The 22,016-nt window shown below is 42.0% G+C and carries 20 protein-coding genes; 12 read left to right on the top strand and 8 right to left on the bottom strand.

From position 1 onward, the window contains the following. Positions 1 to 79 precede the first annotated feature (79 nt). From IQ13_RS02235 to IQ13_RS02220, 4 genes are all read left to right on the top strand, one after another. Positions 80 to 772 (top strand): rhodanese-like domain-containing protein, encoded by a 693-nt coding sequence (locus tag IQ13_RS02235; RefSeq protein WP_144884072.1) that lies wholly within the window; start codon positions 80 to 82, stop codon positions 770 to 772. A gap of 69 nt (positions 773 to 841) precedes the next feature. Continuing rightward, the gene (locus IQ13_RS02230) at positions 842 to 1,603 is read left to right on the top strand and encodes a class I SAM-dependent methyltransferase (protein WP_144884070.1); all 762 of its coding nucleotides are present in this window, start codon (positions 842 to 844) and stop codon (positions 1,601 to 1,603) included. A gap of 57 nt (positions 1,604 to 1,660) precedes the next feature. Further along, entirely contained in the window at positions 1,661 to 1,945 is a 285-nt protein-coding gene (locus IQ13_RS21685; RefSeq protein WP_144884068.1) for a transposase, read from the top strand. Then, on the top strand, positions 1,914 to 2,246 hold the full coding sequence (locus IQ13_RS02220) for a hypothetical protein (RefSeq protein WP_144884066.1): 333 nt from the start codon (positions 1,914 to 1,916) through the stop codon (positions 2,244 to 2,246). Before IQ13_RS21685 ends, IQ13_RS02220 begins: the two co-directional genes overlap by 32 nt. Before the next feature lie 43 nt (positions 2,247 to 2,289). Here the strand turns inward: IQ13_RS02220 and IQ13_RS02215 are convergent, their stop codons facing one another. Then, a complete protein-coding gene (locus IQ13_RS02215; RefSeq protein WP_144884064.1) occupies positions 2,290 to 4,254 on the bottom strand; it encodes an LTA synthase family protein in 1,965 nt (654 codons plus the stop codon). Between the two features lie 87 nt (positions 4,255 to 4,341). Between IQ13_RS02215 and IQ13_RS02210 the strand changes: the two genes are divergently transcribed. The 3 genes from IQ13_RS02210 (at position 4,342) to IQ13_RS02200 (ending at position 6,757) form a co-directional block, all read left to right on the top strand. Then, positions 4,342 to 4,914, top strand: a complete 573-nt coding sequence (locus tag IQ13_RS02210; protein ID WP_144884062.1) for a phosphatase PAP2 family protein — start codon at positions 4,342 to 4,344, stop codon at positions 4,912 to 4,914. A 65-nt stretch (positions 4,915 to 4,979) separates the two neighbouring features. Then, entirely contained in the window at positions 4,980 to 6,278 is a 1,299-nt protein-coding gene (locus IQ13_RS02205) for a hemolysin family protein (protein ID WP_144884060.1), read from the top strand. A 14-nt stretch (positions 6,279 to 6,292) separates the two neighbouring features. Beyond that, complete coding sequence (locus IQ13_RS02200; protein ID WP_144884058.1) at positions 6,293 to 6,757, top strand: hypothetical protein; 465 nt, start codon at positions 6,293 to 6,295, stop codon at positions 6,755 to 6,757. A 17-nt stretch (positions 6,758 to 6,774) separates the two neighbouring features. On the opposite strand, the gene IQ13_RS02195 is transcribed toward IQ13_RS02200, so the two are convergent. The 4 genes from IQ13_RS02195 to IQ13_RS02180 form a co-directional block, all read right to left on the bottom strand. Then, positions 6,775 to 7,671, bottom strand: a complete 897-nt coding sequence (locus IQ13_RS02195) for a class I SAM-dependent methyltransferase (protein ID WP_144884056.1) — start codon at positions 7,669 to 7,671, stop codon at positions 6,775 to 6,777. A gap of 31 nt (positions 7,672 to 7,702) precedes the next feature. Beyond that, entirely contained in the window at positions 7,703 to 8,362 is a 660-nt protein-coding gene (locus IQ13_RS02190; protein ID WP_144884054.1) for a hypothetical protein, read from the bottom strand. Continuing rightward, positions 8,346 to 9,971 carry a hypothetical protein gene (locus tag IQ13_RS02185; protein WP_144884052.1) on the bottom strand — a complete coding sequence of 542 codons (1,626 nt, stop codon included), beginning with the start codon at positions 9,969 to 9,971 and terminating at the stop codon, positions 8,346 to 8,348. The genes IQ13_RS02190 and IQ13_RS02185 overlap by 17 nt, the downstream gene beginning before the upstream one ends. Before the next feature lie 101 nt (positions 9,972 to 10,072). Then, positions 10,073 to 13,132, bottom strand: a complete 3,060-nt coding sequence (locus IQ13_RS02180) for a tetratricopeptide repeat protein (RefSeq protein WP_144884050.1) — start codon at positions 13,130 to 13,132, stop codon at positions 10,073 to 10,075. Positions 13,133 to 13,330: 198 nt separating this feature from the next. Between IQ13_RS02180 and IQ13_RS02175 the strand changes: the two genes are divergently transcribed. From IQ13_RS02175 to IQ13_RS02160, 4 genes are all read left to right on the top strand, one after another. After that, positions 13,331 to 13,738, top strand: coding sequence for a DoxX family protein (locus tag IQ13_RS02175; protein ID WP_144884048.1), 408 nt, complete (start codon positions 13,331 to 13,333; stop codon positions 13,736 to 13,738). A 30-nt stretch (positions 13,739 to 13,768) separates the two neighbouring features. Further along, positions 13,769 to 14,179, top strand: coding sequence for an acyl-CoA thioesterase (locus tag IQ13_RS02170; RefSeq protein WP_144884046.1), 411 nt, complete (start codon positions 13,769 to 13,771; stop codon positions 14,177 to 14,179). A gap of 9 nt (positions 14,180 to 14,188) precedes the next feature. Then, positions 14,189 to 15,454: a competence/damage-inducible protein A gene (locus IQ13_RS02165; RefSeq protein WP_144884044.1), complete on the top strand. Its 1,266-nt coding sequence runs from the start codon at positions 14,189 to 14,191 to the stop codon at positions 15,452 to 15,454. Between the two features lie 107 nt (positions 15,455 to 15,561). Then, positions 15,562 to 16,920, top strand: coding sequence for a dihydrolipoamide acetyltransferase family protein (locus tag IQ13_RS02160; protein ID WP_144884042.1), 1,359 nt, complete (start codon positions 15,562 to 15,564; stop codon positions 16,918 to 16,920). A 193-nt stretch (positions 16,921 to 17,113) separates the two neighbouring features. Here the strand turns inward: IQ13_RS02160 and IQ13_RS02155 are convergent, their stop codons facing one another. Together IQ13_RS02155 and IQ13_RS02150 are read right to left on the bottom strand one after the other, a co-directional pair. Then, entirely contained in the window at positions 17,114 to 17,497 is a 384-nt protein-coding gene (locus IQ13_RS02155) for a hypothetical protein (RefSeq protein WP_144884039.1), read from the bottom strand. Between the two features lie 132 nt (positions 17,498 to 17,629). Beyond that, a complete protein-coding gene (locus IQ13_RS02150) occupies positions 17,630 to 18,136 on the bottom strand; it encodes a SixA phosphatase family protein (RefSeq protein ID WP_144884037.1) in 507 nt (168 codons plus the stop codon). A gap of 72 nt (positions 18,137 to 18,208) precedes the next feature. Here IQ13_RS02150 and IQ13_RS02145 point away from each other — a divergent pair, with 72 nt between their 5' ends. Beyond that, entirely contained in the window at positions 18,209 to 18,922 is a 714-nt protein-coding gene (locus IQ13_RS02145) for a hypothetical protein (RefSeq protein ID WP_144884036.1), read from the top strand. Positions 18,923 to 18,988: 66 nt separating this feature from the next. Here the strand turns inward: IQ13_RS02145 and IQ13_RS02140 are convergent, their stop codons facing one another. Further along, on the bottom strand, positions 18,989 to 21,946 hold the full coding sequence (locus IQ13_RS02140; protein ID WP_144884034.1) for a S9 family peptidase: 2,958 nt from the start codon (positions 21,944 to 21,946) through the stop codon (positions 18,989 to 18,991). Positions 21,947 to 22,016 lie beyond the last annotated feature (70 nt).

Below are 22,016 nucleotides of genomic sequence, written 5' to 3'. Positions count from 1 at the left end.
AAGTTGGTGTTTTTTCTACAACCCATCTTTTGATGATTGGCAAACAAGGTTTTGGTGGTAGCTTTGCAAAAAAAAGTATATGCGTTTTTTAATGATGAGCCTGTTTGTGTTGCTGGCAGCTTGCAACAGTGGTGCACAGGGAGCGAAAGAAGTATCAGCAGACGAGTTTGAAAAAGGATTAACTCAGGCAAATATCCAATTGCTGGATGTACGTACGGCGGGTGAATTCCGTTCGGGTCATTTAAAAGGTTCGTTGCAGGCAAACTGGAACGATCAGAAAGAATTTACCGAACGCACTGCTTCGTTAGATAAAGAAAAAACCGTTTATATCTACTGCTTAAGTGGTGGCCGAAGCCATGCTGCTGCAGAAAAACTGCGTAGTGAAGGTTACAAAGTGGTTGAATTAAAAGGTGGCATCAATGCCTGGAAACGCAGCGACAAACCAGTTGAAGGTGCATCGAACGAAAAACAAATGACGATGGCCGACTATCAGCAGCAGATTGCAGGCAAAGAATATGTACTGGTTGATTTTGGTGCTGAATGGTGCCCGCCCTGCCGTAAAATGGAGCCTATCGTCAACAATTTCTTAGCAGCCAACAAAGCCATTTCGTTTTTTAAAATTGATGGCGGTGTACATACCGACTTAATGAAGACCTTGAATGTAGACGGTCTTCCTACGTTTATTCTGCTGAAGAACGGTACCGAAGTGTGGCGTTACAAAGGTGTACTAACTGCAGAAGAATTGAATGCAGTATGGACATCAAAGAAATAAACAAGGCTATTTCTCAACATAAAAATTTTAACCGGGAAACACCTGAAAGCTTTTCAATTTAAAATGAACATGGAAGCAGCACCAACCAATAAAAAAGCATGGTACCGCAGCTGGTTTAATTCACCTTACTACCATCAACTCTATTTCCAGCGTGATGAACAGGAAGCTGCTGCTTTTATTGATCGTTTGGTAGAGAAATTAAATCCGCCTGCTTCCAGTCGCATGCTTGATGTTGGTTGCGGACGTGGCCGCCACAGTATCCAGCTGGCAGCAAAAGGATATGAAGTAACGGGTATCGACATCAGCGAAGACAGCATCGCTGAAGCCAAACAAAGTGAAACAGATCAGCTGGAGTTTTTTGTGCATGATATGCGTTTGCCGTTTCGCATGAATTATTACGACTATGCCTTTAACTTCTTTACCAGCTTTGGATTTTTCCGTACCCGTCGTGAGCACGATAATGCCATCCGCACCATTGCGCAATCGTTAAAAACAGGCGGGCTTTTTGTGATTGATTACCTGAATGCTCATTACATCGAAAATCATTTACAATACAAAAGCGAAGTAGTAAAAGACGGTGTTACGTTTAACATTACACGCTGGCTCGACGAAACACATTTTTATAAAAAGATTGAAGTAGAAGACGAAGCAAATCTGGAAGAGCCCTTGGAGTTTACCGAAAAGGTAGCCAAGTTTTCACTCGGCGATTTTAATGATATGTTTGCCTTTCACAATCTGCAAATTCAGGATGTGTACGGCAGCTACAACTTTGAGCCTTACCATGTAAACAATTCGCAACGGTTGATTATTGTGGCAAAGAAAGTGAAGTGATGTACGCTGGTCGGTACGGCCCTTAGGCCGTCAGACCAAAAATAAGTAGCTTTAAGAATGCATCTCGAAGCTAACCGTATTTATCATGTTTACAACCAAGGCAACAGGAAACAATCTGTCTTCTTTAAGCATGAACATTATTTGCGCTTTTTAGTGCTTGTTCGAAGATATATTTCTGGCAACTGTACTGTTTTGGCATATTGTTTAATGCCTAATCATTATCACTTTCTTATTCAGACTAATATAAAGAGTATAGCGCCTAAAAAAAGTAGGCAACATCGTAAGCACGGAACTATCAAATGGATTCAGAATGCTACAAAGCAGTTTCGCTCAAATTATTAATGTTGAACGTAACGAAACCGGCTCTCTTTTTAAGCAAAAGGCGCAGGCAAAGCTCATAGACGAATCTGATGACCAATTATTAAACGTCTTTAATTACATACATCAAAATCCAGTAAATGCAGGATTAGCAAATGAGTTATCAGATTGGGAATACTCTTCGTTCAGAGACTTTGCAGGAATACGCAAGGGCACAATTCCAAATACTTCTTTAGCTCTGCAGCTAACCGGATTAGAAGGAAAGGAATTTCTTTACAGAAGCAACAACCCCGTAAGCGAGGAGGTTGTCAAAAAAATATTTTAATTTATGAAATGGTCTGACGGCCTAAGGGCCGTACCGACCAAAGTTACTTCTTATTATTCAGCAACATCCAGCGTGAACTTTCGAATAATGCAATGGTTTCTGTTGCCAGTTGTTTCTTAATGCTTTCGTATTTGGCAGCAGGAAGTACAGGTGTATTAAACCGAACCGGCACAAGCGTATCTTTTTGCAGATTCATGTTTAAGATGTAATAGAAATCATTATTCACCAGCCCGATCTTTCCTTCATCGTGATGAATGATAAACGCAAAATCTTTAGCGCCTTGCTTCCGTAACAGATCACGACCGATGGTGGTATTGGTATAGGGCTGATTGAGCAAGCCTGCAATGGTTGGCAACACATCAATCTGGCTAACGGCTTCTTTTCTTTTTTCGGGCTTAATAAAACCAGGTGCATAAAACAGCAACGGAATATGTTCATCGGTTAAGCGTTCACTGGTCCATGCATCAGGATACAATGCTTTTGCATTCCCTTTTACACCATGATCGCCTACAAACACAAACAACGTATTTTGAAACCAGGGTTGTTGCTTCGCTGCTTCCACAAACTGCTGAATACTGTAATCGGTATAACGCAACACCTGCAGTTCGCCCTGTGAATCAAATCCGTATTTTTTTAATTCTTCTTCCGAAACAGCCATTGTTCCAACCGCTGCACTGTCTTCTACCGGCAACACAAAAGGTCGGTGATTATCCGCAGTTTGTATAATAGAGAAGAACGGTTTTTCCTGCTGCGACAACACCGCATTCGCCTCTTTGAATAAATTATTATCGCTGATGCCCCACACATTAAACTTGGGGCTTTTGTACATGCCTTCTTCAAACAAATGCAGACCATCTACATTTTTCACCAACAACCCTTTAAAATTGTTGAACTCACTGTTACCACCAATGAAATAGAATTTTTCATGATCAGCAAATGCATTGATGATTGTATGCTGATCGATGGCTGCTTCGTTTCGGGTAGAAAACTTACTCAGTTGTACATCGGGTATGCCGGTTAACAACGCAAACACACCACGGGCTGTACCAAAATGTGGCGAAAAGCAACGTTCAAACAACAGTCCTTCGTTTGATAATTGTTGCAGGTAAGGTGTTGCATTTAACGGGTTACCGCTTAAGCTTGTTTTATACATGCTCAGCGATTCGCAGATCACCAATACCACGTTCATTTTACGTGGTTGCTGTAAAAACGATTCGTTGCGTTTAAAATTGAGCAGCTGATTTTCTGCCGGCAGTTGTAACAACTGCTTCATTGTTTCAAACTGCATCTTGGCATGTCCAACATCAGCAAACGGTTTGCGAAAACGAAGTGTGGTGAAAAAATTCTCCAGCGGATTCAGCGCCAGGTATGCTTTAAAATTATCGCCCAACCGAAATGCATCTTTCCACATCAACGGTTTGGCCGGATTAAAACCGGCAACACCAACAATCAACAACAAGATCATCCAAACAGTACGAAACGGTTTAAACGGATGTTTCAGCGAATGCACTTTTGCATGACTGTTATGAAAGAACCGATATAAAAAGTAAATAATAACTGAGAGTAAAAGAAAGATCCACAACAGCGGATACGATTGCCACAGCATGCGCATGGAAATGGCAAAATCTTCAATAAAATTCAGCGCACTGGCGTTTAATCTTGTTTCCACATAATCGAAATGCCCGAAATCGGCACCAAAAAAGAACAGGAGAAAACTGCTTACCACAACAAGGTAATAAATCCAGAATTTGCGATGAGCCGAAGATTGAAAAGGCGAAAAACGTTTTAAGCTGCCCGCAATTAAGATGGGAGCAAGTACGATTGATACCCACCGCAGATCGAAACGGAGCCCCATTAAAAAAGAAGGTAATGCATCGGCAAACGTAACATCATCGGGGCGAAACGAAAAAAACGTAAGCACCCGCATAATGCTGAAGCCCAGCATAAAGAACACAAATAACTGCAAAACCCAGCGTGAAGTGGGTGGTAATTGAAAGCGATGACCCATAGTTTCCTGAAGCAATAGCCAAAAGTAGAAAGAATTCTGCGGAAACAGCTTTTATTCCATAAGTGGTTTGTTATATTTGACGGTATCATGGTAAAAGCCCTGCTTAACTTTGACCGTTCCCTTTTCAGCACCATCAACCAAACATGGAGCAATCCTGTATTTGATGTGCTGATGCCGTTTATCCGCAACCAGTTTTTCTGGGTGCCGGTTTATCTTTTCCTGCTGGCATTTATGGTACTCAACTTTCGTAAAAAAGCCGGTTGGTGGGTATTGTTTTTTCTGGCCACATTTGCACTTACAGACATGATCAGCACACAGGTGATTAAAGCGTTTATTGAACGCCCCCGCCCTTGCGCCGACGTGTTTACTTCCGATACAGCCCGTATGCTGATACCCTGCAGCTACAGTTTCAGCTTCGTCTCATCACATGCAGCCAATCATTTTGGTATTGCCATGTTTGTATTTATGACCTTGAAACAAATCAGCAACCGTTCTATCTGGCTTTTATTTGTGTGGGCTTTTGTTGTTTGTTATGCCCAGGTTTATGTGGGTGCACATTTTCCGTTTGATGTGTTGGGCGGTGCTTTGCTGGGTTTGTTTATCGGTCACCGCACGGCCATTATTTTTAACCGGCAATTCAAACCACTTACCATTCATTAATTCTTTACTATTTTCAATAAAACAGGCACTTAGATAAAGGATTGTATCTTTGGCCTTTCACTACAATGGAGATATTTATATTACTCGTTCTGATTTTTTTAAACAGTTTGTTCGTTATAGCTGAAATTTCACTGGTTTCGGCACGCCGTGCCCGCCTTGAAATTTTTGCTTCCAAAGGAAAAAGCAGTGCCCGTACAGCACTTGAATTATCCGAAAACCCGGAAGTATTTCTTTCGGCCGCCCAAATTGGCATTACCCTTATTGCTATTTTAACGGGGGTGTACTCCGGCGAAAAATTCGGGAAAGATCTGGAGCCGCTTATTGCCAGCATTTCGTTTTTAAAAGAATACGCACAGGAAATTGCAACAGGTATCATTGTTGTAATTGTAACCATCCTTTCGATTATACTGGGCGAACTGATACCAAAACGTATTGGGCTGATTAATGCAGAAAAAATTGCCATGGCTGTTGCAAAGCCCATGAAGATTTTTGCGAAAGCGGTTGGTCCGTTGGTTTGGTTTTTAAACAGCACCACCAACCTCATCTTCCGCTTACTGAATGTAAAAACAGTATCGGATACACAGGTTACAGAAGAAGAAATTAAAGCTATCATCAGCGAAGGAACCGAGCAAGGCACCATTGAAGAAGCCGAGCAGGAAATTATTGAGCGGGTGTTTCATTTGGGCGACAGAAACATTACTTCGCTTATGACCCACCGGAACGATATCATCTGGTTCGATTTGAATGATAACGAATCATCCATCAAAGAAAAGATTGTTACACAGCCCCATTCCATCTACCCTATATGCGATGGCGACCTCGACAATATTAAAGGCTTTGTATCGATTAAAGACATGTATGTGTCAGACGATTTTACCTTGTTTAAAGACCTGATGAAGCCGGCTTTGTTTGTGCCGGAAAATAACTCGGCCTACCAGGTGCTGGAGAAATTCAAGCAAGGCAAAATACACAGTGCATTTATTGTAGATGAATACGGCAGTGTACAGGGGATGATTACGCTCAACGATATCCTGGAAGCGATTGTTGGTGATTTACCCGAACCACACCAGGACGATTATGAAATTATCAAGCGTGACGATGGCAGTTTTCTTATAGATGCACAAATACCATTCTACAACTTCCTCTCCCGTTTTGAACGCACCGAATGGATGAACGAAGGTGAGCAGGAATTTGATACGCTGGCGGGCTTTATTTTACACGAGCTGGAACGTATTCCACAAGCGGGCGACAAACTCGATTGGAAAGGATTCTCATTTGAAATTATGGATATGGACGGGCACCGTATTGACAAAATACTGCTGGAAATACCCGACGATATGAAGGATGAGGATGCGGAAGAGTAAACAAACAGGCATTCATGCATCAACGCTTCGAAACAATATTTGAAGTTACCAGTCAACCTATAAACTACTGGTGGGCATTTCCACTGATATTTATTATTGTAGGCGTACTATTTTTCAAATCAACTCCGCCAAAATCTTTCGATAGAGTTTTCTTGTTTCTCTTTATAACTTTCTTTGTTTGTGTTTTTGTTTATTTAACCGAAGGCAACTTTAAAACATACCTACGTCTGCGTTCACTCTACAAGGAGAAAAAATATAAAATAGTTGAAGGTTATGTTACTGATTTTGTTGCAGGGAGAACAAAAGTAAAAGAGACGTACAAAGTTAATGGCATACCATTCTCACAAGGATACGCATGGTATGGTTACAAAGAAAACTACGAAAGTGATGGCAGCATTAACGAAGGAAAATATGTTCGGCTGTTTTACATCGAGTCAGGCAAAGAAAAAATAATCCTTCGTGTAGATATTGCCCGCTAAGAAAACTTATTTCTGCATCAACTCTCCGCTTCAATAATATACACCACTGAACTGCATTGTTCTTTATTGAATAATGCGTTGAGGTTAGATCGGAAACCATTCCATACCGCTTTGAAGATGTTTCCGCCAATGTATTTTTCACTCAACATGGCAATGTAAAAGCTGTCGAGCCACATACGTTTGGTACCAATTACTTTCAAACCATGCCGTTGCATTAATACACGCATCGATTGCGGTGAAAAATGATACAGATGACGGGGCACATCGTAGGCTGCCCAGTTGGCGCCATAGATTGCACAGTCTTTACTGGTATAATTCGGAACAGCGATAATTAATTTGCCTTGCGGTGCAAGTATTGCTTTTATACGGGCAATATACTCATCCAGTTGGTGAACATGCTCCAGCACATGCCACATGGTCACTACGCTGTAAGTAGCATCGGGCAAACGAAACAGTTCATCCGACGGATAGATATCGCAATTGTATTTTTTTACAGCTAATGCTCTTGCTTCTGCATCGGGCTCTAAACCAACTACACTCCAGCCGGCTTTTTCCATGGTATGCAGAAAAGTTCCCGTGCCGCTGCCAATATCGAGCAACATACCAACCTGCCGCTTTGAGGCTTTTTTCACCAGTTTCTCTTTCGACATCATGGTAAAAAAACGGGCAACGTGGTAGATCATGTTAACCAGCCCCTTCTTGGTATCGGTATGCGATATGTAAGCTGAAGACTTATAATAATTATGAATTACTTCCTGCGACGGTGCATCGGATGTAAACCGAAAACTGCATTCTGCACATTCGCTGATGGTAAACTGTTCTTGTGTAACGGTATGATCTTTGGCTGATAAAACGGGCTTAACCGATTCGCTTTTACATACAGGACAATGTCGATAAGTAACATGAAGGCTCATAAAAGGGGCTGTTCTGGTCTGGGTCATAGGGTTATCGGCTTTTATACAATGCAGGCATCTCGTTCAGTTTTAGTTTTTGACTGTTTCCCTGCCTGTTCCATTGCGGTGAATGATTCGTTAGGGTGAACAAAATAAGAACTAAAGCGGTCAAGAACAATGCCAAAGCAAACAGCCACCATAAATTGAGGGTTTTCCTTGATTGGGTTTGCAGTAATTCCTCCATCTCTACATTCGTTTTTTCCTGTTCGCCTACACGTATAGAATGCTGCGCATTTTTACGAATTACTTTTTCGGCGGTTACAGGCGCACGTTTAGCTGCTTCAAACTCGGAAACGAACGCTATTTGCTGCTCGTTTTTTGAAAATTGACCGATGCGCTTCCACCCAAACCTTTTCTCCTCAGATAATGTACGCTGAAATAAATCGGAAAGATGTTGCAGCTGCTCTTGTACTTCCTGCTGAGACGCACCACTCTGCTTTTGCAGCCATTGTTCAAACAGCTCATCCTCGCTCCACTTTGTATTAAAATGAAGGATATGCTCCGGGGCATGCAGTAACCTGTTCGGGAAATCAAGACGGGCCGGCAACTCTTCTACCGAAAATGTTCCGACATCTTTTATTGAAACCTGTTTATTAAAAGTGAGGTACTGTGCTACCAACTCCACCATCTGCTTATTATTGCTTTTGGTCAAAAGTAAGTCTTATTCCTGCAAGTAAGTTAAATCCAACCACCTGGTAATTATTCCAGCGCTGGTAGGTATTGTTGAAGATATTGTTGAACTGTCCCCAAACACTGATGAGCGGGTGCACTTTAAACTCAAATCCGGCATTTAAATCGAAAGCAGCGGGCAAACGGTCGCTGTTACCGGCAAGATCTTTACGGTAAGCCGCTCCTTGCCAAGCAAACAAGTCGGTTTTCACCATAATTTTCTTCGATGGCTGCCAGCGTAAAGCTGTTGTAAACTCAATGGGCTGAATATGCCAGGGCCTTGCTTCATCCTGTATGCGGAGGAAATTATAAATATCAATTTTAGCGCTGGCATTAAACTGATCCTGCAGCACAAATCCCATTTCGGCCTGCGTGTGCCATGCCTGCAGCTTTCCTTCACGCACCACTTCAAACAAAGCAGGTGTAATATGGTTGCTGAACAAAGGCAGGTTCAGGTATTCAGTAAATCCTGTGGTAACACGATAGTTAAACGAGTTAGCCAATGTTCCTTTGAAACCGCCATATAATTCGGTAATACGTGTGTTGTATTGTGATGTTGGCTGGTTGATCCATGGGTTTTTCGATGCCAGGAACATGTAATTGTTCTTTCGTACATAGCCACTCCAACCTGCAGTAAGAATGATTTTCTTTTCCTGTAAATGCGCATCTACCAACACATCGGGCAATACATTCAGCTTACCCTGATCCCATGTTGGACGGATACCTCCTTTAATGTACAGTCTCGATGTTTTGAGCATAGCCGCCGTATTCAGGAAAAAAAGGTTGTTGCTGTATGTAGTACCGCCGGTTGGTGTATATGTTGTAAGATCGGCATTGGCTCTCACCAGTAACCCAAAGCTGTTACCAAAACGTACTTCTACTGGCACATCCAAAACACCGTTTGTTTCGGTGCTGCGTGTATCGCCAAACACATTGATGTTAAGATCGGGATTGTAGCTGATGCCAAACCTGTTTACAAATGCATTGCGCACGCCTGCACGGATGTTGATGGTTTGGTAAGGCTTTTTTAACGAATCGTCTTTGCTGTTAATAAACGATGGATCTGGCCCATACAGGTAATAGGTTTGATTCTGATAGCCTGCCTTACCATACACTTCAACATTATTTAAAATGGTATTGAGGTTTGCAGAAAACGAAGTATTGCTGAAACGTTGTACACGCAGCTTTCCCCTTTGCGACAAATGATTGGCAAAAATGGTGAAGTTGGTTTTCTTTCCGTCGCCGATTGAAAAACCGGCATCAATCAATGGAGTATTGTAATTACCATAACCGGCCTTGATATAATTGCTGTTATGTGCCTCACCTGCTGAATCTATCTGCAGGTTCATAGGTTTTAAACCAACCGGCTGCAGATTAAAAAATAAATTCTGTACCGGTATCTGGTACGTTAACGCCGGAGCTTTCGTATCGGGTGCCGGTGGAGTTGCAATAAAATTCAGCTTCACCGCATTTTTTAATACCGGCTTGAATGCTGAAATAATTTCAACCGAATTTTTCTTTGATGTATCCTGCGCAAACGCAGTCGCTGTCATCAAACAAAAAACAAAAAGAAATATGTTGAGTCTGTGCATGTTTGTTATTGCTTTATGCTGCTTCTGTTAATTCTTTTACTCTTTTTTACTCCGTCAGACGTGGGCGTCAGACGGTGGGTTTCGTATCTCGTACTTCCATCTTAACCATCAACCTTCGAATTCTTCTTCTCCTCTTCTATCACCTGCTGCAGTTTGGCTTCGGCTTCCTGCTTCAGCTGAGGGTTGGTTGCATTTTCCACAATACTCTGGAAAGTGGCTTTTGCATTGAAGAAATCTTTTTGTTTGAAATAAATATCGCCCAACATGATGTACGATTTGGTTACCCAGTAATCGTACGATCCGCTTTTATTGATGACTTCAAACGCCGCTTTTTCTGCATTGGTTAAACTGTTGAGATCGAAATAGCATTTTGCAATTTCATAACGTGCTTCTGCAGCCCACTCGCCTTTGTTCAGATTCACTACTGCACGATACGATTGTATGGCCAGGTCGTATGCATTATTCAACTGGTGATTACGGCCGGTTACCAAATTTGATAATGCTTTATCATCGTTACCGGCACCTTTTGCAATCAGCAGATCTTTTGCCACATCAGCAGCCTGTTTGTATTCTTTCAACTGGTAATGACAACGTAACGAACCACGCAATGCTTCGAGTCTGCTGTCGTCGGTGGTGGCAATATTGCGGAGTATATCGTAATACGGTTGTGCTTTTGCATAATCTTTCAATTCGAAGTAATACGAACGTGCCGCAATCAATGCACTCTTTTCTGCATACTGACTTGCGCCCTGGTTAGCGACGTATTCATAGCCGGGCAATGCACTCTTCCAGTCTTTACGGGCCATATAACATTCGCTGCGGTTGTAGTATGCATCAATTGCATGTGCGCCATTGGGGAAACGGTTGAGGTAATTCGTGATTTGCTCAATAGCGCCTGCACAATCGTTGTTATTGATCTTTACTTCAACTGCTGCATACGCCAATGAATCGGCTTCGCTTGCAGAAATATTTTTACCGGTAGAACGGATGAAGGCTTCATACTCCTGAGGTTTGCCCATCTCTACATAAATATCTCGGATGTTTTCTAACGCAAAACCTGCTTCTTCACTGTTGGGATATTGCTGCAGTAATTTTTTGTATTGATCCAGCGCTTCCTGCCGTTTGTTTAAGTTGAAATAACAAACACCCAGCTGCAACAATGCACTTTGTTTGAAGCCTGTATTTTGCGGAGCACTGATGACATTGTTAAGGAAAGGAATGGCTGCCTGGAATTTTTCATCCGCCATATACGTTTTGGCAATCTCCATGTTTGCATCGGGAATCAAATTACTCCGTGGATACAAACGCTGAAGTGTCGACAACTGATCAATTTTTGAGCGACTGTTGTTTACACCCGCCAGCATGGCTTTTTGATAGAGTGCATAATCTGCATTGGGCCAGGAATAATCCAGCGCCTGCTGATACATACTCAACGCCTGCTTGTAATTCTTCTGCATAAAATAACAATCGGCCAAGCGGATGTACGCATCCTGATCAATGGGTGCAGCGTTCAACGCTACACGTCCAACTGCTTTTTGAAAGAAGCCCTGCGCTACAATAAAGTTCTCTTTGCGCAGGTAACAGTAGCCCATGTTATAGTTGGCTTCCTTTGTTGTTGATTCGCCCATACCTGCACTGCCGCTTTGTAAAAACTTATCGTAAAAACGAATGGCATCATCGAGGCGATCATTTTTATAAGCGATCTCCCCTTTCCAGAAGTTGGTTAAAGGCAACACCGGAGCATTGTAAGGATCTTTCAGAATTTTATCGAGCAACTGTTCAGCCTGGTTCATCTGTCCGTCGTTGATTAACTCTGCTGCTCTTCCGTACAACATACGGGGATATAATCGCTTCGTTGCTTCCGATGGATCGGTTAAGGATTCCATCAACGTAATAGCATCTTTGTAGTTACTCGTACCCGTTAGCAGGCCTACCAACAATTCTTTTGCTTCGTTGGTGTACGTACTGCGGGGATATTCATTAAGGAAACGTTTAAACTCACTGATGGCTACCCCTTGATAACCTAACTCGTACGAAAGTTTGGCGTAGTTGAACAGTGATACTTCACGCTGCTGCTGGTTACTGCTGTTGGCGGCACAAAATGCAAAGGCATTCCGTGCATTTTCTTTCTGGTTGGTTTTTAAATACGCATCGCCCAGCAAATACATGGCGCTTTGGCTCAGCGAATCCTGGTTACCACTTAACTGTTTAAAGCCATCAATTGCTTTGGTAAGTTGATTGTTTTGATAATAACAATAACTCAGTTCATACAAATCCTGGCGTGTAACTTTCTCTGATTTGTTGACATACTCTTCCAGCAGTGGCAATGCCTTCTTGTATTCTTTCTTTTCAAAATAAGCATGGCCCAGCAACTGCTTCATCTCCACATCGTACAAAATATTCGGACGCTTCACCGCCTCTTCTGCAATCTTGATGGCCTTGTCTTTTTCACCCCGGAAATAATAAATAGATGCAATGTAAAACGGAACAATTTTTCCATACTCCGGGTGTTCTTTTACTTTTTCAAAACAGCCCAGTGCATCGTTGTATTGCTTATCGTTGTACGCAATAAAACCATAATAGTAATTCGCATCGAGGTAATACTTATCCGTCGGCATTTGACGGATGGTATTAAACAGCGGTTTCGCCTGCTGGTACTGCTTTAAATGAAAATAGCAGTAACCCATTCTGAATTTCTGTTCCGATATCTGTTCGTTATTTAAGCTGGCAATGTCTGCCTTCTCGTAAAACTCCAATGCATCGGTAAACTGTTGCTTGCGGAAATAATAATTACCTAAATGAAAACTGAGCTGTTGTGTGCGGGGCTGGTTATGCACAACCGTGATAAATTCACGGCTGGGTGCCACTACCCGTTCATCGTTTTGCTGCAGACCACAAGCCAGCAGGTAATAGTCAATTTCCTGTACCTGTATACCATTGTTAAGCACAGTTGATGTTTGCACTTCCTGCTTCAGCTCACGCAAAAGCGGCAATGCCAGACTGTATTGATCATTCAGAAAATATTCCTGTGCCTGTTTAAAGCGAGCATGCGGATCGTTATTGATGGCGGTTGTTTGTGCAGTTAACTGCAACGTAAAACTGCAAAAAGCAATTAACAGAATGTAAGTAATGCGGCTGTTCATTAGCGGGTAAACGTTCATCGTTGGCAAATATTTTATCCGTTCTCTTAAAGTCTGTTGTACCGGGTAAAGGTAAACTCTCCGTTACCGTTCAAACACCATTCCAGATTTTTGTGGATAAAAGTTCATGTTCCGTTAATTTCGCAAACGAAATCAATATACATGAAGAAAACCCTGCTGTAAGCCTTACCTGTACAGCAACTAAACTACAACGTTCGTATGAAGAAACTTTTGTCCATCAACTATTCAGCTACAGCTTTTAACATTTCCTTCTTATTATTACGTCTTGTGTTCGGTATCAGCTTGTGCGTAAACTATGGTTACGATAAGCTTGTTAACTTCGCCGATAAGAAAGATCACTTTGTTAATCTCTTTGGCATTGGCAGTACAGCCACACTTGCATTGGTTGTATTTGCAGAGTTTTTCTGTTCCATTTTTGTAGCCATTGGTTTATTTACACGTTTTACAGTTGTTCCGATTGTAATATCAATGGGATATGCATTTTTTGTGGCGCATAACAGTACCTTGTTTGCAAAAGGCGAAGTTGCAGCATTGTATTTAACCGGTTTCTTTGTAATTCTGTTGTGCGGCCCGGGGAAAGCCAGCGTGGATGGATTGATTAAATAAATAGTGCAACCTATCTGTTGTAACCGAACAATGTTTAACAGCGAAACAACTATACGTGTACGTTATGCCGAAACCGACCAAATGAATGTGGTGTACCACGGCAACTACGCACAATATTTCGAAGTTGCCCGTGCAGAAGCTATACGTGAACTTGGATTTACCTATAAAGAAATGGAAGCAAGCGGTGTGGTGATGCCCATTGTGGAACTGCATACCAAATTTTTGCGTCCGGCGAAGTACGATGATCTCCTCACCATAAAAACACAACTGCGGGAGTTACCCACCGATCACCGCATCGAATTTCATCACGAAGTGTACAACGAAGAAGGCAAACTGCTCACTATCGGTCGCATTGTGTTGTATTTTCTCGATGCAAAAACAATGGCCCGCAGTACAATGCCCGAAGCATTGGCGCAACATATTCAACCATACTTTTCTTAAATCATCAAGATGCAGGAACAACAAATCTTTGCCTCCATTATTACTATCGGAGATGAACTATTGATCGGACAAACCATCGATACCAACAGCGCTTGGATGGCACAGGAACTGAACAAAATTGGTGTGTGGGTGAAACGCAGAATAGCTGTTGGCGATAACCGGGAAGATATTTGGCGTGCATTAGATGAGGAAAGTGAGCATGCACAAATTATATTAATTACAGGCGGCCTCGGCCCTACTGCCGATGATATTACCAAGCCTTTGCTCTGCGATTATTTTGGTGGCAAAATGATCATGGACGAGCAGGTGCTGGAACATGTAAGTGCTATTTTCCGCAAGCTGAACCGACCCATGATCGACCGGAACATGAAACAGGCAGAAGTGCCCGATGTATGCACGGTGTTGATGAACAAACGGGGGACTGCTCCGGGTATGCTGTTCCGCAAAGGCGACCGCATATTTGTTTCGATGCCGGGCGTACCACACGAAATGAAAGGTTTGATGCACGATGAAGTGTTACCCCTGCTGCAAAAAGAATTACAAATGCCGTTTATCCTGCACCGAACGTTGTTAACAGCGGGTGTAGGTGAATCGTTTTTGGCAGATAAAATAAGCGATTGGGAAACCGCATTGCCTCCGCACATTAAACTGGCCTACCTGCCGAACTACGGCATGGTGCGTTTGCGTTTAACCGCCAACGGCACAGATAGAAAACATCTCAGCAAAGAACTGGATGAGCTGTTTGCCCAACTGCAGCAGCAGGTTGCCGAGCACATGGTTATTAATGAAGACATTACCCTGGAAGAAGCGCTTGGCAGATTACTGCTCAGTAAAAATCAAACAATGGCCACAGCAGAAAGCTGCAGCGGTGGTTATATTGCCCACCTGCTCACCTCTATTCCCGGATCATCGGTTTACTTTAAAGGAACAGTCGTCGCTTACGCCTACGATGTAAAAGAAGATGTATTGGGTGTACAACATCAAACCCTTGAAGAAAAAGGTGCTGTTAGTGAAGAAACCGTAAAGGAAATGCTGGCGGGTTTGCTCAACACCACGTCTGCTGATTATGGTATTGCCACCAGCGGTGTAATGGGCCCGGGCGGCGGCACACACGATAAACCTGTTGGTACCGTATGGGTGGCTGTTGGTACAAGAGAAAAGGCCTTTGCCAAAAAATTACATTTCCGGTTCGACCGCTTAAAGAATATAGAATTAACGGCAGCACATGCCATGTTACTCCTGTATCGTTTTATTAAGGGTGATTCCTTGAATTAAACTGTCAATCCTTACCTTTGACGCCTATTAACGATTGTTTGTATAAGGTTATCCCGATTCATATCAGGACTGTTGCCGGTTGACAAACAAAAAAACTTTAAATCATTATGGCTTTAGTTGATTTAGTAATGCCCAAACTCGGTGAAAGTATTATGGAAGCAACCATTTTACGTTGGCACAAAAAACCGGGCGACAGTATTAAAATGGATGAAACAGTACTTGATATTGCTACCGATAAAGTGGATAGCGAGGTGCCCAGTACTGCCGAAGGTGTTTTAAGCGAGGTTTTATTTAATGAAAATGATGTAGTGCCGATTGGTGCTGTTATTGCCCGTATTAAAACCGGTGCCGCAGAAACAACTCCGGTTGCAGCTGCGCCTGTGCAGGCTCCTGTTGTTGATTCGGTTGCCGAACTGGCAGAAGATGAAGTAGCCATCCCTTATCAACCGGCCGGTGCAAGAGTTAGTGCTCCTTCAAACGGTATTCGTTTTTATTCGCCACTCGTGCTGAACATTGCAGCACAGGAAGGTATTGGCATGGCTGAATTAGAAAAAATTCCCGGTACAGGTAACGATGGACGTGTTACCAAACGGGATATTCTGCAATATGTATCTACCCGTAAAAATGGAACTACGCCACCGCCTTCTGTAAAAGAAGAAGTGTTGGTAGTACCGATGAACAGGGTTGAAACACCGGCAAATAACAACAGCGCTACTCCTGCCCCTGCGCCTTCAACTGCGCCAACTGTTTACAGTGGTAATGTGGAGATTATTGAAATGGACCGCATGCGCAAACTCATTGCCGACCACATGGTCAAGAGCAAGCATATCAGTCCGCATGTAACCAGCTTCAGCGAAGCGGATGTAACCAACCTGGTACAGTGGAGAGACAAGATGAAGAAAGAGTTCGAAAAACGTGAAGGCACAAAAATTACGTTTACACCACTCTTTATTGAAGCCATTGCAAAATGCATCAAAAAATATCCGCTCATTAACAGCTCGGTTGATGGCGACAGAATTATTGTAAAGAAAGACATCAACATTGGTATGGCAACGGCTTTACCAAGTGGCAATCTCATAGTACCGGTTATTAAAAATGCAGACCAGTTGAATTTGGTTGGTTTAACCAAGCAGGTGAATAATCTGGCTGACAGTGCACGCAACGGTAAACTGAAAGCCGATGATACAACCGGCGGCACCTTTACCTTAACCAATGTGGGTACGTTCGGCAGTTTAATGGGTACACCCATCATCAATCAGCCGCAGGTAGCTGTACTGGCAGTAGGAGCTATCAAAAAAAGACCGGTGGTGATTGAAACACCGCACGGCGACAGTATTGCCATCCGCCATATGATGTATTTGAGCATGAGCTACGATCATCGTATTATCGATGGCAGCCTCGGTGCAACATTCTTAACAGCTGTTGCAAACGAACTGCAGAATTTCAATCCCGACAGAGATTTATAAATTCATCTTTGCATACAAACTAAAAACCCCGGCATGCCGGGGTTTTTAGTTTATGTTATATAACTGATAGTGAAATTTACTTCCTAAAACGCCTCTCCATCCATTTAGTTTCAATACTATTCAACTGCGTTGAGAAGACATTGTTTCGAATGAAAAGTATAAGCGATATACATGCGCCTATTGGAGCTGTTTTCTAATATTTATTTTTGAGCAGAAAGCTTAGAAAAAATAAAATACTTAAAATAGAAATCACTTTTAATGCGGTTGATTTATGGTAATTTGAGATTATTGAAGATGTAAACTTATTATAATAGAGTTTGGGCATTTTTGCCATATCAATAGAATCAGACATTGCCCTTGAAATAGAAACAAGGTGTCTTCTAGTATTAAAAATTACTTCTAATTTATAATTTGTACCTCGCCAATAACTTTGTTTTTGGCTTACTAAACTATAATCAATTGGATTTTCATTTTCAATTGTTCTTTTATAAGTTAAATACAAGCACAAAGAAACTATGATGCAAACTAGAAGAGTAAGTCTTGCCCCAAAGAGCATTTTTTTATAAGAAATTATCATTTGTCATTGGGTTTATTCTTCTTGTAGAAGCGTTTCGTATAGCATTAGAAGCTATTGCTTTCCATCAATGTCCCCATGAGCTTTTACTAAACTTCAACAACATCAGTTTAGAAACGTTGTTCTATACGCTGCTTAGTATTTCTTCCGCTCGAAACTGTATTTCTTTCCTTTCCGCTTTACAATAAACAGATTGTCGTATTCCGTTTCCGGCAGATCGGTTAAGAGTTGTTGACCCATCAGTTTATTTACCAGATCGTCTACCGAATTGGAATGGCCCACAATTAATACATTGCCTTTCTGAATATTTTTTATACGTGCAATAAACTGATCTACGGTATCTTTTGGTGAATACAATTGTACCGCTACCTGCGTTGCATCGCTGAATGGTTTGGCTGTTGATTTGGTGCGGATATAAGGTGTAGAAAAAATAGTTTGCACGTTTTTATCGATCAGTAATCCTTTCAGGTTTTGTGCCCGTTGCTCGCCTTCGGTTGAAAGCGGCACATCGCTGCTCATGTTGGCATTAGCGGTAGCTTTTTCTGCATGGCGCACAATGTAAAAGGTAGTACGGCTGCAGGATGCAAGCAATAAAGCAATTGTTAATAAGGATGACAGGTTGATGATTTTTTGTTTAAACATAAAACAAGGTTTTTAAAAAAGATTGTGTTTTTGTAAATTTAAGCAACAATCACCCGGTAAAAACATCATCACATGAAAACATTATCCGAAACCTGGTTTGCTGATGGCTTCATTGATTTTGAATTAAAAAAGTATACCCTGCTCGCCTATCTGCAGGAAGTAAACAAATACTTTAACCAGGCAAAGCTTTATCCCCAACTGGCCGATGTAATTTTCCATTACAACAACCTTGTTGCTTTTCGTGAAAACAAAAAGTATTTGCAGGAACAGTTCCCGAAAAAACTCACCGGTATACAAATTGAAAAGCTGCAGCTGCTGTACGAGCAGATGATTGAAGATGATGAGCTGATGCAGGAACTGGAAACCATCATGCACTACTCTATCGATCGCATGAAAACTACCATCAACAACGGTACAGAAATTTATGAGTTTGTTGAGCAGAGTATTTCAATTAATCCCATTGGTATTATTCCGCTCGACACAACAGAAGGTTATCTGTTTTTGCGGAATACAAATGTAAAACATACCAATGTGTATCAATACAGGCTCAGCTTCTTTGAACGTCACGATGAACAATACCGCACCTTGAAAACAAATTATGTTGATACCTGGATGAGCACATTGGCCAATACCTATCAGAATATCAAAAGTGAACTCATCCGCAATAAAACAGAATTGCCCAACCCTGCGGTTTACAGTATTGAAACCGATTTAAGTTACCCGATTGAAGAAACCTTTTTACCTATTGCCAAGCGCAGGTTTGTAAAGTTCCTCACGGCTGCATAATTATAAATGAAAATAAGAAAGGCGCAATCGAACAATTGCGCCTTTCTTATTTGTAGCATGAAGGGTTTATTTTACAATATCTAATCCCCAGTCAATTCCTTTATCTGTTGCAGGCACACCGTCTTTCATCCATTTCGGCATCGGCGCTCCTTTCAAATAATGATCAAAGAACTGAGCTAAACGCACCGACAAATCTTTCCGGTTTCTGCGTTCAACAAGGTTATGATCCTCTTCGTTGTATTGCAGCAACCAAACTTTCTTATCCAGTCTGCGCAAGGCTGTAAAGTATTCAATACCCTGGTACCAAGGCACTGCGCCATCTTTATCGTTGTGTGTCATCAGTAAAGGCGTTTTTACTTTATCGGCTTTAAACAACGGTGAGTTTTTGATGTACAAATCAGGTCGCTGCCAAGGCGTTGCACCTAAGCGTGTTTGCGAACGCTCATACTGGAACTGCCTGCTGATACCTGTTCCCCAACGGATACCACCATACGCACTGAACATATTGGCAACAGGCGCACCTGCACCTGCAGCTGCAAACATATTTGTCCGTGTAATTAAATAAGCAACCTGGTAACCACCCCAGCTTTGTCCTTGTATCGCCATCTTCGTACTGTCAACAAATTTCATCTTGCTGAGGTACTTTGCTGCACTTACCACAGAGTTATAAGCACTTTCGCCCGGCTCTCCATCCTTGTAATAAATATTCGGATCGAATACCAGGTAACCATTGCTGGTAAAGTAGGCAATGTTTACTGTTGATGCACTTGGTGCTGGTGTACGGTAAGTGTAACGAGTATCGGAGTTACGTTCGTAGAAATAAAAAATGACAGGATATTTTTTGTTGGGATCGAAATTCTCCGGCTTGAATAATAAACCTTCGCTTTCCTTACCATCGAACATTTTCCATTTATGCAGTTCAACTGTATACCAATTGTAGTCTTTCTGTTGTTCGTTGATGAAGCTTAACTGCTTTGCTGCAGTATGGTTTTGTGCATTGGCAATAGTTGATGCAAATACAGAACCACTTACTTGCGGTGTTGCTGCAGTGTAGATGATGGCATCTGCATCTTTCGCTTTCTGCACAGCAAAACCATTGATAGAAGCCGGATATGTTACAGGAATGCTTTCGTTTAAACTGAAACTGCTGCTGAGTTTATGTGTAACAAAGCCACTGCCCTTTTCTTTATTATCAAATGTGCTCAACAGTAATGTTTCACCATCTTTCACAAACAATGCATCACGATCAAGATCGATGTTACGGAAGGTGAGTTGCTTTTTACGGCCAATACCATTGGTAATATTTACAGGTTTGCTTTTACCTGTCATATCCAGCTTCCAGATGTCGAACTTATCGTACACATATAACGCTGCATCGCCTTCGTGCCAGCCCATGGTACCATGTGGCGGCGGATCGTCGGGATGATCATCATCTTCATCATACAACGGCACTTTAACATCTGCAGTTAATACCGATGTTTTGCCGCTTGCAACGTCATACGCCATGTACTGGCTTTTCTTCCAATCGAACCAGGCCATGTATTTTCCGGTTGGAGAAATATTACCGCTGCGGATCTTTTTTCCGATCAGTTTACGTTCACCTGTATTTACATTCACGAGGTAAACATCATTGTAATTATGTTGCTCCCACTGGTTTTGTTTACGATAAGGTCTGCTGTCGAAACCAACAGCCACATCTGCATCTGCATCGGGCGTAAGACTTACACGATCCATTGTTGCATCGCTCAGCATGGTTACTGTTGTTGCATCGCCATTGAGTACAGCTACATAACTGCGACGTAATTCAGCATTCAACTGTACCAATTGTTGCGGCTGCAAATCCAGATCGTCGTAATGCCAAATGTCTAATCGTGCTGTTTCAAATTCAACCAGGCTGGTATCTTTTGGCTGACGAATAGGTGCCAAACCAAAGAATAACCTGTTACCGTTCTTACTGAAACGGTTTATATAATCAGGACTGATCGTTAATCCACTCTTTACACCTGCAGTGTTACGGTCTGCACGTAAACGGGCACTGTCCATACCCGGTTTATAATGCCAGAGCTTATAAAACTTACGCAGCGATTTGGTTGAACTATCTCTTTCTGCAACAAAAGCCACCTGCGTACCGGCTTCGTCCATGGCATAATTCTTTGCATCGTTAAATCCTTTCAACACCGTATCAATCTTACCGGTTGCAGTATTCATCCAGTAAACAGTTGCCTTGCTTAATGTATCAGCATTCTTCTTTGTTGTTTCAATCAACAATACATTTCCCTGTTCGCTGAAATAATATTCACTCACCAATGCAAACTTCTTCTCTTCGCCTGTTTGCATATTGCGTACCACCAATTCTGTTCCTTCTTCAACAGGATCTGCAGCAGGACGATTATTTGGTCTTGCATCACGCTTGGGAGGTTGCAATGCAGCTAAGCCTTTTGTTTTTGCTTCGTTTGCTTTGTTCTTTAAACTATCGGCAACACGCAACAACGAATCAGCCATCAACATCATCTTGTTAATTTGCGTAAGCGAATCAGGCTTTGGTGCAGGCTTAGGCGCTTCAGGCAATGCTTTATCCAAATGATACGCTAACCAGCCATTTCCCTTCTCGGGAGCTTTGAATGTTTTTACACGTGCTGTTTTCCATATTTCTTCCTTGCCTAATTCTATAATCGCCATACTGTCTTTCGGCATTTCATCGGGACGCTTCTTTTTAATGCGAGCCTCTCGGGTTTCTTTAAACAACGGACGGATCTTGAAGATCACATAACGGCTGTCGTTTGTAATAACAGAGCCATAACCACGGGCAATTACTTTTTTATAAGTGCCGTCATGCGACTGGATGATGAGCTCAGCATCGCCTTCCTGCGGGCTTACCTGGTAAACCACCCACTTTCCATCGTTACTGATCTGTGAACTTTGTACACTCTGCCATCGGTCGTACACCGAATGATCGAGTGGCTTTTTTTGGGCGAGTAATGCCAGCGGAAAAGCCGACAGCATTACCAATAGAATTTTTCTCATTGAACAGTTTAATTAAATATTTATTTATACAAGATAAATTAAACAATTTGCGCTGTGTAATGTTTTACAC

Source organism: Lacibacter cauensis (assembly GCF_007830055.1).
GTDB lineage: Bacteria > Bacteroidota > Bacteroidia > Chitinophagales > Chitinophagaceae > Lacibacter > Lacibacter cauensis.
The sequence above is the reverse complement of the archived record's forward strand: the minus strand, read 5'-3'. Positions and strand labels throughout refer to the sequence as shown.

Excerpts from the sequence above, each read along its gene's own strand:
- IQ13_RS21685 (WP_144884068.1), top strand. The coding sequence starts at position 1,661 with ATGCATCTCGAAGCTAACCGTATTTATCATGTTTACAACCAAGGCAAC.
- IQ13_RS02185 (WP_144884052.1), bottom strand. The coding sequence starts at position 9,971 with ATGCACAGACTCAACATATTTCTTTTTGTTTTTTGTTTGATGACAGCG.
- IQ13_RS02200 (WP_144884058.1), top strand. The coding sequence starts at position 6,293 with ATGCATCAACGCTTCGAAACAATATTTGAAGTTACCAGTCAACCTATA.
- IQ13_RS02150 (WP_144884037.1), bottom strand. The coding sequence starts at position 18,136 with ATGTTTAAACAAAAAATCATCAACCTGTCATCCTTATTAACAATTGCT.
- IQ13_RS02145 (WP_144884036.1), top strand. The coding sequence starts at position 18,209 with ATGAAAACATTATCCGAAACCTGGTTTGCTGATGGCTTCATTGATTTT.
- IQ13_RS02165 (WP_144884044.1), top strand. The coding sequence starts at position 14,189 with ATGCAGGAACAACAAATCTTTGCCTCCATTATTACTATCGGAGATGAA.
- IQ13_RS02205 (WP_144884060.1), top strand. The coding sequence starts at position 4,980 with ATGGAGATATTTATATTACTCGTTCTGATTTTTTTAAACAGTTTGTTC.
- IQ13_RS02140 (WP_144884034.1), bottom strand. The coding sequence starts at position 21,946 with ATGAGAAAAATTCTATTGGTAATGCTGTCGGCTTTTCCGCTGGCATTA.
- IQ13_RS02235 (WP_144884072.1), top strand. The coding sequence starts at position 80 with ATGCGTTTTTTAATGATGAGCCTGTTTGTGTTGCTGGCAGCTTGCAAC.
- IQ13_RS02175 (WP_144884048.1), top strand. The coding sequence starts at position 13,331 with ATGAAGAAACTTTTGTCCATCAACTATTCAGCTACAGCTTTTAACATT.
- IQ13_RS02160 (WP_144884042.1), top strand. The coding sequence starts at position 15,562 with ATGGCTTTAGTTGATTTAGTAATGCCCAAACTCGGTGAAAGTATTATG.
- IQ13_RS02195 (WP_144884056.1), bottom strand. The coding sequence starts at position 7,671 with ATGAGCCTTCATGTTACTTATCGACATTGTCCTGTATGTAAAAGCGAA.
- IQ13_RS02230 (WP_144884070.1), top strand. The coding sequence starts at position 842 with ATGGAAGCAGCACCAACCAATAAAAAAGCATGGTACCGCAGCTGGTTT.
- IQ13_RS02215 (WP_144884064.1), bottom strand. The coding sequence starts at position 4,254 with ATGGGTCATCGCTTTCAATTACCACCCACTTCACGCTGGGTTTTGCAG.
- IQ13_RS02210 (WP_144884062.1), top strand. The coding sequence starts at position 4,342 with ATGGTAAAAGCCCTGCTTAACTTTGACCGTTCCCTTTTCAGCACCATC.
- IQ13_RS02220 (WP_144884066.1), top strand. The coding sequence starts at position 1,914 with ATGCTACAAAGCAGTTTCGCTCAAATTATTAATGTTGAACGTAACGAA.
- IQ13_RS02180 (WP_144884050.1), bottom strand. The coding sequence starts at position 13,132 with ATGAACGTTTACCCGCTAATGAACAGCCGCATTACTTACATTCTGTTA.
- IQ13_RS02155 (WP_144884039.1), bottom strand. The coding sequence starts at position 17,497 with ATGATAATTTCTTATAAAAAAATGCTCTTTGGGGCAAGACTTACTCTT.
- IQ13_RS02170 (WP_144884046.1), top strand. The coding sequence starts at position 13,769 with ATGTTTAACAGCGAAACAACTATACGTGTACGTTATGCCGAAACCGAC.